Annotated in this window: 15 protein-coding genes; 8 read left to right on the top strand and 7 right to left on the bottom strand. The window is 52.5% G+C overall.

Annotated features, from left to right (window positions below; all coding sequences use genetic code 11):
- The first annotated feature begins 160 nt into the window (after positions 1 to 160).
- The 6 genes from mgrB (at position 161) to rlmA (ending at position 4,527) form a co-directional block, all read left to right on the top strand.
- Entirely contained in the window at positions 161 to 304 is a 144-nt protein-coding gene (gene mgrB, locus AB7E14_RS12175) for a PhoP/PhoQ regulator MgrB (protein ID WP_042318479.1), read from the top strand.
- 74 nt (positions 305 to 378) lie between these two features.
- Positions 379 to 666, top strand: coding sequence for a YebO family protein (locus AB7E14_RS12170; RefSeq protein WP_043000401.1), 288 nt, complete (start codon positions 379 to 381; stop codon positions 664 to 666).
- Positions 667 to 1,322: 656 nt separating this feature from the next.
- Positions 1,323 to 1,466 (top strand): DUF2627 domain-containing protein, encoded by a 144-nt coding sequence (locus AB7E14_RS12165; protein WP_043000402.1) that lies wholly within the window; start codon positions 1,323 to 1,325, stop codon positions 1,464 to 1,466.
- A gap of 12 nt (positions 1,467 to 1,478) precedes the next feature.
- Positions 1,479 to 1,688 (top strand): transcription antiterminator/RNA stability regulator CspE, encoded by a 210-nt coding sequence (gene cspE, locus AB7E14_RS12160; RefSeq protein ID WP_001062678.1) that lies wholly within the window; start codon positions 1,479 to 1,481, stop codon positions 1,686 to 1,688.
- A 220-nt stretch (positions 1,689 to 1,908) separates the two neighbouring features.
- A complete protein-coding gene (gene ftsI, locus AB7E14_RS12155) occupies positions 1,909 to 3,654 on the top strand; it encodes a peptidoglycan glycosyltransferase FtsI (protein WP_316961746.1) in 1,746 nt (581 codons plus the stop codon).
- Between the two features lie 63 nt (positions 3,655 to 3,717).
- A complete protein-coding gene (gene rlmA / locus AB7E14_RS12150; RefSeq protein WP_316961745.1) occupies positions 3,718 to 4,527 on the top strand; it encodes a 23S rRNA (guanine(745)-N(1))-methyltransferase in 810 nt (269 codons plus the stop codon).
- Here rlmA and mntP read toward each other — a convergent pair.
- From mntP to manX, 5 genes are all read right to left on the bottom strand, one after another.
- On the bottom strand, positions 4,524 to 5,090 hold the full coding sequence (mntP, locus tag AB7E14_RS12145; protein ID WP_043001909.1) for a manganese efflux pump MntP: 567 nt from the start codon (positions 5,088 to 5,090) through the stop codon (positions 4,524 to 4,526). The genes rlmA and mntP overlap by 4 nt on opposite strands.
- 417 nt (positions 5,091 to 5,507) lie before the next feature.
- Positions 5,508 to 5,966: a DUF986 family protein gene (locus AB7E14_RS12140; RefSeq protein WP_043000404.1), complete on the bottom strand. Its 459-nt coding sequence runs from the start codon at positions 5,964 to 5,966 to the stop codon at positions 5,508 to 5,510.
- A 61-nt stretch (positions 5,967 to 6,027) separates the two neighbouring features.
- Positions 6,028 to 6,879 (bottom strand): PTS mannose transporter subunit IID, encoded by an 852-nt coding sequence (locus tag AB7E14_RS12135; protein WP_043000405.1) that lies wholly within the window; start codon positions 6,877 to 6,879, stop codon positions 6,028 to 6,030.
- Positions 6,880 to 6,891: 12 nt separating this feature from the next.
- Positions 6,892 to 7,692 (bottom strand): PTS mannose/fructose/sorbose transporter subunit IIC, encoded by an 801-nt coding sequence (locus tag AB7E14_RS12130; protein WP_042318487.1) that lies wholly within the window; start codon positions 7,690 to 7,692, stop codon positions 6,892 to 6,894.
- Between the two features lie 58 nt (positions 7,693 to 7,750).
- On the bottom strand, positions 7,751 to 8,719 hold the full coding sequence (gene manX, locus AB7E14_RS12125) for a PTS mannose transporter subunit IIAB (RefSeq protein WP_316961744.1): 969 nt from the start codon (positions 8,717 to 8,719) through the stop codon (positions 7,751 to 7,753).
- A gap of 149 nt (positions 8,720 to 8,868) precedes the next feature.
- Between manX and AB7E14_RS12120 the strand changes: the two genes are divergently transcribed.
- The gene (locus tag AB7E14_RS12120) at positions 8,869 to 9,174 is read left to right on the top strand and encodes a protein YoaL (protein ID WP_394804261.1); all 306 of its coding nucleotides are present in this window, start codon (positions 8,869 to 8,871) and stop codon (positions 9,172 to 9,174) included.
- Positions 9,162 to 10,721 carry a CNNM family cation transport protein YoaE gene (gene yoaE, locus AB7E14_RS12115; protein WP_043000408.1) on the top strand — a complete coding sequence of 520 codons (1,560 nt, stop codon included), beginning with the start codon at positions 9,162 to 9,164 and terminating at the stop codon, positions 10,719 to 10,721. Before AB7E14_RS12120 ends, yoaE begins: the two co-directional genes overlap by 13 nt.
- 6 nt (positions 10,722 to 10,727) lie before the next feature.
- Here yoaE and AB7E14_RS12110 read toward each other — a convergent pair whose 3' ends face one another.
- The gene (locus tag AB7E14_RS12110) at positions 10,728 to 12,326 is read right to left on the bottom strand and encodes an EAL domain-containing protein (RefSeq protein ID WP_043000409.1); all 1,599 of its coding nucleotides are present in this window, start codon (positions 12,324 to 12,326) and stop codon (positions 10,728 to 10,730) included.
- Between the two features lie 151 nt (positions 12,327 to 12,477).
- A partial coding sequence (locus tag AB7E14_RS12105; RefSeq protein WP_428169555.1) for an L-serine ammonia-lyase, iron-sulfur-dependent, subunit alpha occupies positions 12,478 to 12,710 on the bottom strand: 233 nt, incomplete at its 5' end.

Genomic DNA, 12,710 nt, shown 5'->3' with positions numbered 1-12,710 from the left:
TATGACCTCTTTTCTTCTATAAGTTAGATTGAGCTTAGCGCTTACGCTCATTGATACAAGTAAATGATTCTTAAAAAATCGCGAATGTCTGCTGTAGTTAGTCCTGGTTTAAGATACGCATGATAATTTGGTGGCATAAGATGTTGATGCGGAGAGTGGAGTGAAAAAGTTTCGATGGATAATTCTGGTGGTGGTAGTGCTTGTGTGTCTGCTGCTGTGGGCCCAGGTGTTCAACATCATGTGTGACCAGGATGTACAATTTTTCAGCGGAATTTGCGCCATCAATAAATTTATCCCCTGGTGAGATCATTTTTTCATCCGTTGATTTCCTTCCTGTGGCGCGGTGGTAAAATGGCGCGTCTACATTGAGGTGGTGAAATGAACGAAGTCCTGAATTCCGGCGTGCTTAATTTTGCGTCGTTGATTGTATCCGTGGGGGTTCTGGTTGTTGGGCTGGTGCTGTGGTTCTTTATCAACCGTGCGAGCTCGCGAACCAATGAGCAGATTGAGCTGCTTGAAGCGTTGTTAGACCAGCAGAAGCGACAAAATGCACTATTGCGTCGTCTCTGTGAAGCGAACGAGCCGGAAAAAGTGGCAGAGGCATCGCCTAAGGCTAATGACCCGCAAGAGGATGAGGATATCATCCGTCTGGTCGCAGAACGTTAATCCTCGTGTAACAGGAAGCGAAGGGGCTGGCGTCTCGCCAGTCTTTCCTTCCTGGTTTGTTATCCTGCACCCTATTAGTGCAGTCGCATGCCGCTTCGCTATATCCGTTCCTTTTTGTGTCATTGTGCGAGTTATTGCCAGCACACACGTAATTATATTTTTCCATACGTTAATAATGTGATCTTCCCCGTTTTGTGAGAATGATCGGCTTTATAATAAGCGAAACGTTTCTTTCCCTATTTTTGTGCATTGTCATCATTCTTTCATTAAATGAGTGCATAAGAACAGTAGATATCAAGATGGAGCGAAATGTGGCGTTATTATGATATCGGGTCATTTTGCGTTGAAACAAATTATGCATAACAAAGCAGAATTTGTGATAACCGCAGATCGCTACGTTTTGACATCGCAACGATCTGGAAGTCGCGAAATTATTGAGCTATGGTTGAAAAGACCCCGCCGCGCTGCGGGTCTGGTAAGGGCTCAGCGAGCGCGCGGGAATATATCGGCTTGAGGATTGACGCATAACTGTGCAGATACTCTGTATCGACTGGCGAGATTTGTGCGACCGATCGAGACACGTTTAAAAATGGCTTGCCATAATTAACGTTGTATGTGATAACACGTTTTGGGTTAAACGAGGTACAGTTCTGTTTATGTGTGGCATTTTCAGTAAAGAAGTCCTGAGTAAACACGTTGTCGTTGAATACCGCTTCTCTGCCGAGCCTTATATTAGTGCCTCAAGCAGTAATGTCTCAGTTTTATCTATGTTATGCCTGCGGGCGAAGAAAACACTCTAAGGAATTTTGCAAATGGCAAAGATTAAAGGTCAAGTTAAGTGGTTCAACGAGTCTAAAGGTTTTGGCTTTATTACTCCGGCTGATGGCAGCAAAGACGTGTTCGTACACTTCTCCGCTATCCAGGGTAATGGCTTCAAAACTCTGGCTGAAGGCCAGAACGTTGAGTTCGAAATTCAGGACGGCCAGAAAGGTCCGGCTGCTGTTAACGTAACAGCTATCTGATCGACACCACTGATTTGAAGCGCATCTGCGCATCAACCTCAGATTTAAAGCCTCGCTGATGCGGGGCTTTTTCATTCATCTTCCTTCAAAGTATGTCTGAATGCCTCCTCCGTTAGCGCTTTGTTGCAAAGCCGTGATGTTATTAGCATAGTTTTCACCGCTTTTCCGCCGTTATTCCCGTTAAATCAGTCACCTGAATACCATGTTTGCCGGAGAACAGGTGAAAAAGAAAAATGATGGTACGGTGCGAAGTTTCACACCGCTGCGTTTTGCGCTGCTTTGTATCGCCATATTGCTGAGCCTGGGACTGCTGCTGGGGCGCGTCGCCTGGTTGCAGATTGTCGAACCCGACCGTCTGGTCAAACAAGAAGATATGCGCTCATTGCGTGAAGTCACCACGGCATCGCCGCGTGGAATGATCACCGATCGGCAGGGGCGACCATTGGCGGTCAGCGTACCGGTGAATGCGGTGTGGGCTGACCCCCACACGTTATTGAGCAAAGGAGGCGTAGGCGACAACGAACGCTGGCAGGCGCTGGCCAACACGCTACATCTTTCACTCACGAACCTGGCGGCGCGCGTTAACCACGATCCGTCGGCAAGGTTTATCTATCTTGCGCGTCAGGTCTCTCCTCAACAGGCGCAGTGGATCGATAAGCTGAACCTGCCCGGCATCAATTTGCGCGAAGAGTCCCGGCGCTTTTATCCGGCAGGACATGTCGCGGCGAATCTGATTGGTTTCACCAATATCGACGGGCAGGGCATTGAAGGGGTTGAGAAAAGTTTTAACGCACAGTTAATCGGAAAGCCGGGCTCCCGCCTGGTCCGCAAAGATAAATTCGGTCACGTGATTGAAAACATCACGGAAGTTAATCCTGTGCCAGCGCATGAACTACAACTCAGCATTGATGAGCGGCTGCAGACCGTCACCGAGGATGCGCTGGACAATGCGGTTAGCTGGAACAACGCGGAGTCCGGTGCCGCCGTGCTGGTGAACGTTGCCACTGGCGAGATCCTGGCGATGGCCAGCTTCCCCGATTTTAACCCCAACAATCGTGATGGTGCGGTGCTTGATGATTTTCGCAATCGTGCGATTAGCGATACTTTCGAGCCGGGCTCGACGGTGAAACCGCTGGTTATCATGACGGCGCTTGAGCAAGGGATTGTCCAGCCTGATAGCGTGATCGACACGCATCCGTTTTACCTCGACGGGCATCGGATTCGCGATGTGGGCTTTTATCCGGAACTGACGCTGACCGGCATTTTGCAAAAATCGAGTGACACCGGGGTCTCGCATCTTTCATTAGCGATGCCCGTCCAGCGTGTCGTCGATACCTATCGCCGCTTTGGCTTTGGTCAACCCACGGGGCTGGGACTCACCGGTGAGAGTCAGGGGGTGATGCCGCAACGTCGTTACTGGAGCGATCTGGATCGCGCGACCTTTGCCTTTGGCTACGGCCTGATGGTGACGCCGCTGCAACTGGCGCACGTCTATGCCACGATTGGCAGTTTTGGCCTGTACCGACCACTCTCTATCACGCGCATCGACCCGCCCGTTATCGGCAAGCGCGTCATGTCGGAAGCGCTGGTCAGACAGGTGGAGCACATGATGGAAAGCGTCGCCCTGCCGGGGGGCGGCGGGACGAAGGCGGCGGTCCGGGATTATCGCGTGGCGGTTAAAACCGGGACGGCGAAGAAGATCGGCGCTGACGGTAAATACGTTGATAAATATGTGGCTTACACCGCAGGAGTGGCACCGGCAAGCAACCCGAAGTTTGCGCTGGTGGTAGTGATCAACGATCCGCAGAACGGGGCCTATTACGGTGGCGCGGTGTCGGCACCGGTTTTCAGCCAGATAATGGGCGATGTGCTGCGACTGGAAAACGTCAAACCGGATGGGATGCCCGCCGACTCCAGCCATTTGCTGGTGATGCAGAGCAATTCGCCGACACACTCCACGCGCTAAGTGATTCTCCCGGGGCGTAAATCGCGTTACACTTGCGCCCTGAATTTACCTGCCGGAGTTGTTATGTCGTTTTCCTGTCCACTTTGTCACCAGCCCCTTGCGCACGTTAATAACAGTTTTATCTGTCCGCAGCGGCATCAGTTTGATGTGGCAAAAGAGGGATACGTTAACCTGTTGCCGGTACAGCATAAGCGTTCACGCGATCCGGGCGACAGCGCGGAGATGATGCAGGCACGGCGTGCGTTTCTGGATGCCGGACATTATCAACCCTTGCGTGATGCTATTGTTGAGCAGCTTTCCGCGCGTCTCGGCGCGTCGGCAACCTCGATTCTTGATATCGGCTGTGGGGAAGGGTATTACACTCATGCCTTTGCCGATGCGTTGCCGACGGCGACCACCTATGGACTGGACGTGGCGAAAGTGGCCATTAAAGCGGCGGCCAGACGATATCCGCAGGTGACATTCTGCGTCGCCTCGAGCCATCGTTTGCCGTTTGCAGATGCAAGCCAGGACGCCATTGTGCGGATTTACGCGCCGTGTAAAGCGCAAGAGCTGGCGCGCGTGGTCAAACCGCAGGGGTGGGTGATGACGGCAACGCCGGGACCGCGCCATTTAATGGAGCTGAAAGGGTTGATTTACGATGAGGTCCGACTCCATGCGCCGCATGCTGAGCAACTGGAAGGGTTCACCCTGCTGGAGGATATCGCACTGGCGTATCCGATGCGCCTGAACGGAAAGGAAGCGGTAGCGCTATTGCAGATGACGCCTTTTGCCTGGCGGGCAAAGCCGGAGGTCTGGGAACGTCTGGCGAGTACAGAAGTGTTTAACTGCCAGACAGATTTTCGTCTTCACCTCTGGCAGCGTGCGGATTAACCGTGAAAGTGCGTCCAGAGGATCTGGACGCCGATACCGATCAGTACCACCCCGCCCAGAATTTCAGCCCGTTTGCCAAGCAGCGGGCCAATGAAGCGACCAACCATCATTCCCAGTGTGGACATGATAAGCGTGGCACAGCCAATAGCCAGTGCCGTCGCGATAATATTGACCTGTAAGAACGCCAGACCCACGCCGACCGCCATAGCGTCGAGGCTAGTGGCGATAGCGGTGGTGACCAGTAACCAGAAACCGTGACGGCGCAGCGGTTCATCATCTTCATTATCCGCGCCGCGAAATCCCTCAATAATCATTCGTCCGCCCAGAAAGACCAGCAGGATGAAAGCAATCCAGTGATTCCATTCCAGCACGAATTTGCTGGCTAACATACCGAGCGCCCAGCCGATTAGCGGCGTTAATGTTTCAACTGCGCCGAAGATTAAACCGGTACGCAGGGCTTCAGAGAATTTGGGTTTATGCAGGGTAGCGCCTTTGCCAATTGATGCGGCAAAAGCATCCATCGACATGCCAAAAGCGAGAATAATAGTGGCGGTGATATTCATGACAGCGTCCTGACCGGGGTTTCCATAAAACACACCACTGCCCCCAGTAAACATGCACACCTGAACCCGGGGTTCATACAGTATGCATAGCAGTTGATGTGCCTATGGTCTCGCCTGACTGAAAGAGATTTCAGTCCGTACGTGCCACGTTTTGCAACGAGTATGTTGACACGTACATTTCCGGAGTCTGGAAATCGGCTACTCCCCAAATGACGGCGCAACCTTAACATATTTTGAGAATATAAAACAACAACGGAGAAATATTATTTGATCTTTAATTGAAAACGATTTTCATTTGGGTTTATTGGTAGATAGAACGTTAAAATAAATAACATTTGCGCTGTCGTATTATAGCCTTAGCTATGTTTTTAACTGCAAGTAAATTGCGAAAAATAAAGCCCAGGCTATATCTCTAACTTACTGAGAGGAAACGAGAAGTTTATATATCTTTTCCAGATCGTCGATATTCCGTACACGAATAAGCAGACGCCGTTGCTCTAATTGCATCACCAGAACACCATCTTCCGATAAATTCATCGCTTTAATGCGGTTATATTCTATCCAGACGTTGGCGAAGAAAAATCCATCCTGTTTGAAGAGGATCTTAGGGACCCGGATCCAGAAAATATAAAACCCCATTAAGGCCAAAGCACATAATAACCAGGTGGTGATGATTGCCCCATGGCTGGTGACATTGTTGTAGATAAGAATTGCGATGAGGCCAATGAAGATGATGCTGTCGACGCGGCTTCGGCGCAGCAGGGGAATAGCAAGCAAAGTCGGGCCATTGCGGCGTGGCATGATGAACTGATCGTAAATGGCATAAGCCAGTAACGCGGCAATAAAGAAAACCAGCACCAGGTCCGTGATAGTCATTGATCCTTGTTCCTCCAGATAAAAAAAGGGGCCTTATAGGCCCCGGTAGTGTACTACAGTCTTACAGACCCAACAGGCCGAGCGCATAACCCGCGATACCGATGACAAAGAAGCCAACGATAATCCACAGCGGGTTGACTTTCTTACGCAGCAGCCACATACAGGCGAAGGTCAGCAGCAGCGGAACCAGACCCGGCATCAACTGGTCGAGAATGGTCTGTACGGTGGTAACACGTGTCTGCCCATCCTGACCGGTGATAGTTGAAACCACCAGTGGGATGTTCACATGCGTCCACTTGTTCACCAACGCACCCATGACAAACAGGCCGAGGATTGACGCCCCCTCAGTCAGTTTCTGCAGGAAGCCGCCGCCCATATCTTTAACGATATCGACACCTTTGCGATAACCGTAGGCGACACCGTAGTAACGGGTCAGCAGACGGACTGCGTTGAACAGAATGAAGAACAGCAATGGACCGAGCAGGCTGCCGCTCATCGCGATACCCGCACCTAACGCGGCGAATACCGGACGCACAGTACCCCAGAAAATCGGGTCGCCCACGCCTGCCAACGGGCCCATCAGACCGACTTTGATACCGTTAATGGCACCATCGTCAATTTCTGCGCCGTTAGCACGCTGTTCTTCCATCGCCAGCGTTACGCCGAGCACCGGCGCGGCTACATACGGATGGGTGTTAAAGAATTCCAGGTGACGCTTGATGGCTTGCTTACGCGCATCGTTGTTCTCTGGATACAGGCGACGGATAGCCGGTACCATGGAGAAGCAGAAACCCAGCGCCTGCATACGTTCGAAGTTCCATGAACCCTGAAACAGGTTAGAACGAATGAACACGCCACGAATGTCACTCTGTGTGAGTTTTTTCTCAGTGGTAGTTTTAGTCATATCAACCATTTCGCTCACCTGCTAGTCCAGTTCGTTATCGAGGGAGTTGTCACCCGCAGCCTGTGCTGGTGCACCCGCCACGCGGTTATATTTCGGGCTCAGTTGGATGTAGAGGATGGCCATGACCGCACCAATCACACCCAGAGCAACCAGGTTGAAGTTAGTAAATGCCGCAGTCACGAAGCCGAGGTAGAAGAACGGCATCAGGTAGCCTGCACGCATCATGTTGATAACCATCGCGTAACCGACCACAACGATCATGCCACCGGCGATGTTCAGACCGCCAGTCACCACTTCCGGAATCGCATTCAGCATGCCCTGAACTTCGCTGGTGCCTACGGAAATCGCAACGATAACCGCCGGGATAGCGATACGCATCGCCTGCAGGAACAGGGAAGAGACATGCAGCCAGGAGAGCGCTGTCAGGTTACCGTTTTCCGCCGCTTTATCCGCCGCGTGCTGGAATGCCACGGTGATAGTACGAACGATGATCGTCAGAACCTGGCCTGCTGCAGCCAGCGGAATCGCCAGCGCGATACCGGCACCGATGCTTTGGTGACCTGCAATAACCAGAACGGTAGAGATAATGGACGCCAGTGCGGCATCAGGTGCAACGGCAGCACCGATGTTCATCCAGCCAAGGGCGATCATTTCCAGGGTACCACCGATGATAATACCGGTTTTCATATCCCCGAGAACGGCACCAATCAGCGTACAGGCCACCAGTGGGCGGTGGAACTGAAATTCATCGAGTACCGACTCCATACCCGCGATACATGCGACGATGAACACCAGCACAATCTGAAGAGTGGTAATCTCCATTGTACTTCTCCTATTGCTATAACAGCCTTAAGTGTGAAAGCTCATTCAATGCCAGGGGTTACTTGCCCACTTTGGCAATCAAATCCATCATTTTCAGTTTCTGATCGGTTGACACTTTACGCGCCTCAAGCTCAATACCGCGGGCATTAAGTTTGTTAAAGGCTTCGATGTCTTTCTCATCGACAGAGATGGCGTTGTTGACCTGCGTTTTACCCTGACGGAAAGCCATGCCGCCAATGTTTACGGAGGTGATTTTTACGCCGCCTTCGACAATGCGTTCAACATCGGTCGGATTGGTGAACAGCAGCATTACACGTTCGCCCGCGTATTTCGGGTTGTTGTAAACGCGAATCATCTTGGCAACATCCACCACGTGAGCGGTCACGCCAGGAGGCGCCACCTGTGTCAACAGCGTTTTACGCACGGTGTCTGCCGCCACTTCATCGCTGACTACGATAATGCGGGTCACGTTGGTTTCTTTGGTCCAGCGGGTAGCCACCTGACCATGGATCAAACGGTCATCAATACGGGCAAGACCGATTTGCATGTAATCGTTCGGTCCCATCGGTTTTGCCGGAGCCGCGGCTTTGGGGGCCGCTGCGACGGGGGCAGGGGCGGCTTTTTCCACCGGTTTCGCTTTCAGCGCTTTCACGCCTTCGCGACCGGTTTCAACTGCCAGCGCGACCAGTTCATCGAAGCTTGGTTTGTCGTCACGCGCCATCAGCGTTTCGACCAGCATAGGGATGTTCACCCCGGCAATCACTTCATACTGTTCTTTGTCGACGACAATGCGGCTGGCAGCGTTGAACGGACTGCCTCCCCATGTATCGACGAGAAACAGCACGCCGTTACTGGTATCGAGTTTTGCCAACTGAGCGTTGTACTTTTCAATCAGCGTTTCGGCATTTTCGCCGGGCACGAAATCGATCCAGCCGACGTTTTCCTGCTCGCCTAACAGCATTTCTGCTGTCTTGAGTAACTGCTCTGCAGCCCAACCATGTGTGCCTATAACAATAGCAATGGTCACTTGCTACCTCCTTTATTATCGTTAACACATCAACGTGAGAGATGTATTTGAATCGCCGTCCGCAACAGAATCGATTCAGATAAGGGTTACAATGAAAAACATATGATGTCCGTGAATTATTTTAGATATCGAAAAAAATATTTTATGTGATGAAGATCCGTAATTTAGTTTTCGGCAATGAGAAATTTCGTAGAGTAAAATATCCCTGTTACAACACTTTGCAAAGGAAGGTAAATCTTTGCCAAAAACAGGTTGCCTCTGTTATGTTTACGTTCTGTTTAACTCACCAGGAGTATAGGGCACTAGCCCGCTGTATGGATCGTCACCGACGTCATTTCACCTTCAGGCCGCATCGCGCCTGCCAGTCTGGCATGTCTTGCCACACGTTTTATCTGCACTGTGTTTTATCGCCTGTTAACCATTCCTTAAGCAGGAGCTTGTCATGGAATTCTTAATGGACCCCTCGATTTGGGCGGGTTTGCTCACGCTTGTCGTCCTGGAAATTGTCCTGGGTATCGATAACCTGGTTTTTATTGCGATTCTTGCGGATAAGCTGCCGCCGAAGCAGCGTGACAAAGCGCGTCTGATTGGTTTATCCCTGGCGCTCGTGATGCGTCTGGCCTTGCTGTCCATTATTTCGTGGATGGTCACTCTGACCCAACCGCTGTTCACCGTCATGGATTTCACTTTCTCCGGTCGCGATCTGATCATGCTGCTGGGGGGTATCTTTCTGTTGTTTAAAGCCACGACGGAACTTCATGAACGGCTGGAAAACCGCGAACACGATTCCGGGCATGGTAAAGGTTATGCCAGTTTCTGGGTGGTCGTGACGCAGATCGTTATCCTGGATGCGGTATTCTCGCTGGATGCGGTGATTACTGCCGTCGGTATGGTGAACCATCTGCCTGTGATGATGGCGGCGGTTGTGATCGCGATGGCGGTGATGCTGTTGGCATCCAAGCCGCTGACGCGTTTCGTCAACCAACATCCGACGGTGGTGGTGCTCTGTCTGAGCTTCCTGCTGATGATTGGTCTGAGCCTGGTCGCCGAAGGTTTTGGTTTCCATATTCCGAAAGGCTACCTGTACGCCGCAATTGGCTTCTCGATCATTATCGAAGTGTTTAACCAGATTGCGCGTCGCAACTTTATTCGCCATCAGTCAACACTGCCGCTGCGTGCGCGCACGGCTGACGCGATCCTGCGTCTGATGGGGGGTAAACGTCAGGCGGCGGTAGCGCATGAATCCGACAGCCAGGCCGCCGTTCCGATCCCGGAAGGAGCATTTGCGGAAGAAGAACGCTATATGATTAACGGCGTGCTGACGCTGGCACAGCGCTCGCTGCGCGGCATCATGACTCCGCGCGGTGAAATCAGCTGGGTGGATGCTAATCTGAGCGTTGATGAGATACGCGAGCAGTTGCTCTCCTCGCCGCACAGCCTGTTCCCGGTGTGTCGTGGCGAATTGGATGAGATCATCGGTATCGTGCGGGCGAAAGAGCTGCTGGTGGCGCTGGAAGAGGGCGTTGACGTCGCGGCTATTGCGTCGGCTACACCGGCTATCGTGGTGCCGGAAACGCTGGACCCTATCAACCTGTTGGGTGTCCTTCGTCGTGCACGCGGTAGCTTTGTTATCGTCACTAACGAGTTTGGCGTGGTGCAGGGGCTGGTTACGCCGCTGGATGTCCTTGAAGCCATTGCCGGTGAGTTCCCGGATGCTGATGAAACGCCGGAAATAACCGTTGACGGCGAAGGCTGGTTAGTCAAAGGCGGTACCGATCTGCATGCCCTGCAACAGGCGCTGGCGGTGGATAACCTGGTTGATGAAGACGAAGACATCGCCACGGTCGCGGGACTGGTGATTGCGGCTAAGGGTCACATTCCCCGTACGGGCGATGTGATTGAGGTTCCTCCGCTGAGCATTACCATTGTCGACGCTAATGACTACCGCGTGGATCTGGTGCGAATTGTTAAAGAACAACCTGCGCAAGAAGAAGAGGAGTAATCTTCTCTAACGCAGGGGCATAACGGGCGCGATGCGTCCGTTATGCCTGGGCGGTGGCGGGTGACTGCCCGCCAGCCACTGCGGAAAATCGCGCAGCGGCATCGGTTTCGCAAATAAAAATCCCTGCAGTAAATCCACACCGTGGCGACGCAGATGCTGCGCCTGCTCCTGCGTTTCAACCCCCTCCGCGACCAGTTCGATATTCAGTCGTTGCCCAAGGGCGATGATGATGTCGGTCACCGTTGAATTGACCGCATCAGTACCAATCGCATGGGTAAAGGACTTATCAATTTTCAGAATGTCAGGGCGCAACTTTTCCAGCCATGACAACGAACTGTTGCCGGTTCCAAAATCATCGATCGCCAGCTTGATGTTTTGCCGTTGCAACTCGTGAACGATTCGGTAATCAACATCCTGCAGCGCATCCCGCTCGGTCAGTTCTATCACCAGTTGCTGAATGGGCTGCTGACTGAACCAGTACTGATCGAGATCTTTTAGCAATTCACCCTGCTGAAAATGGCTGGCAGCGACATTAATACCAATATGAAACTGGCTGCTCATGGGGAAAAAATGACGTTGCCGAATGGTTTCCGCTAGCACATAACGCGTCAGCGGTGCGATCTGGTGATGCTCTTCGGCAATCGGGATAAAGACGTCCGGTGAAATCCACCCCTGACGTGGATTATTCCAGCGCAGCAGGATCTCCACCCCCATGCACTGTCCGGTCCGCCCGTTCAGTAGCGGCTGGCAAAAAAGCTCAAATTCGCGCTGTGCCAGCGCGAGATTAATCTCCCAGGAAAAACTCATTCGACTGGCGGTGGCCAGCCACGCCAGATAGCCCACCAGCAGACTGAGCAATAATGCCAGCGGCAACTGCGCGGGCAGGGCTTTGAGCGCCAGCGCCTCTGCCGCTGGCCCGGTCACGCTAATAGTAAAGGGATAGTGCTGTGAGGTGAGTTGATAGCGTTGCTCATCGTTGAGCGCAGGCAGGCGCTGTACTACGCCGCTCCCGTAAATTAAATGTCGGTTGCCGACTGTCAGGCTGGCAGCGGTAATCTGCGGCTTACGCGGTTCCAGCAGCAGCCTGGTAAGCAGGTCGATATTGATAATCTCCAGTATTCCGTCCTTTCCGTCGGGAGAGGCCGGGTACCACTGGACGAGAATCGGGCTGCCTTTAATCAGCAGCGGATCGGTGGACAACAGCAGTTGCGCGTTTGCGGTGGGAAGGTCGGGCTGAAGCTGATGAACCGGGATATTGCGATAGCCAAAGACGCTGGAACAGTACAGTATGCCGCGCTGGACCAGGGCAATTGCGCGTACCGTTTGCAGTCTGGCAGCCTGTTTGCGCAGCGGGAGATGCGTAGCGGAGCAGGGAAGGCCAATCAGTGGTAACAGGATATCACGGCCATTCTGCAACGGACGCAGTACTTCATCGAGCGTGGCGACCGCCCTGGAGGCAAAGGTAACGGTGTGATGGTGATTTAAATTGCGCTGTGAAATAAATCGGACGCCCAGGGTCAGGATGAGCGTAATGAGCGCGCAAAGTATGCACAGGATAAAACGTTTACGACGATATTTTTTTATGATCCGTTGTGCTGTCTGCATGCGGGCCGCCTGATAACCGTCAGCCACAAAAGCCAACCGTAACAGAGCAAGTGTAGTGGGGAAATGGCGAGCAGACGAGAAAGGGGGCAAAATTTCGCCCATCCGTTGCAGATGGGCGAGGAAAAAGTATTAGTGTTGCTTGCTGAGGTGTTTAGTCACACTGAACTTTAATCGCCAGGCCGCCGCGTGAGGTTTCGCGGTATTTGGCGTTCATATCCTTACCGGTTTCGTACATCGTTTCGATGACTTTATCCAGTGAGACGCGCGGTGCGCTGGTACGACGCATCGCCATCCGTGCGGCATTGATCGCTTTTACAGAGGCAATTGCATTACGTTCAATGCACGGTACCTGCACCTGACCGGCAACCGGGTCGCAGGTCAGCC

This window comes from Citrobacter sp., from assembly GCF_050252275.1.
In the GTDB taxonomy this organism is placed as follows: domain Bacteria; phylum Pseudomonadota; class Gammaproteobacteria; order Enterobacterales; family Enterobacteriaceae; genus Citrobacter_A; species Citrobacter_A amalonaticus.
This window is presented reverse-complemented; position numbering and strand designations above follow the sequence as displayed.

Bases quoted from the DNA above. Each gene is read 5' to 3' on its own strand.
- mntP (WP_043001909.1), bottom strand. From the start codon at position 5,090: ATGAATATCACCGCCACTATTATTCTCGCTTTTGGCATGTCGATGGAT.
- AB7E14_RS12120 (WP_394804261.1), top strand. From the start codon at position 8,869: ATGAAGATCCGTAATTTAGTTTTCGGCAATGAGAAATTTCGTAGAGTA.
- AB7E14_RS12110 (WP_043000409.1), bottom strand. From the start codon at position 12,326: ATGCAGACAGCACAACGGATCATAAAAAAATATCGTCGTAAACGTTTT.
- AB7E14_RS12165 (WP_043000402.1), top strand. From the start codon at position 1,323: ATGTGTGGCATTTTCAGTAAAGAAGTCCTGAGTAAACACGTTGTCGTT.
- cspE (WP_001062678.1), top strand. From the start codon at position 1,479: ATGGCAAAGATTAAAGGTCAAGTTAAGTGGTTCAACGAGTCTAAAGGT.
- AB7E14_RS12135 (WP_043000405.1), bottom strand. From the start codon at position 6,879: ATGGTTGATATGACTAAAACTACCACTGAGAAAAAACTCACACAGAGT.
- AB7E14_RS12130 (WP_042318487.1), bottom strand. From the start codon at position 7,692: ATGGAGATTACCACTCTTCAGATTGTGCTGGTGTTCATCGTCGCATGT.
- AB7E14_RS12170 (WP_043000401.1), top strand. From the start codon at position 379: ATGAACGAAGTCCTGAATTCCGGCGTGCTTAATTTTGCGTCGTTGATT.
- rlmA (WP_316961745.1), top strand. From the start codon at position 3,718: ATGTCGTTTTCCTGTCCACTTTGTCACCAGCCCCTTGCGCACGTTAAT.
- yoaE (WP_043000408.1), top strand. From the start codon at position 9,162: ATGGAATTCTTAATGGACCCCTCGATTTGGGCGGGTTTGCTCACGCTT.
- AB7E14_RS12140 (WP_043000404.1), bottom strand. From the start codon at position 5,966: ATGACTATCACGGACCTGGTGCTGGTTTTCTTTATTGCCGCGTTACTG.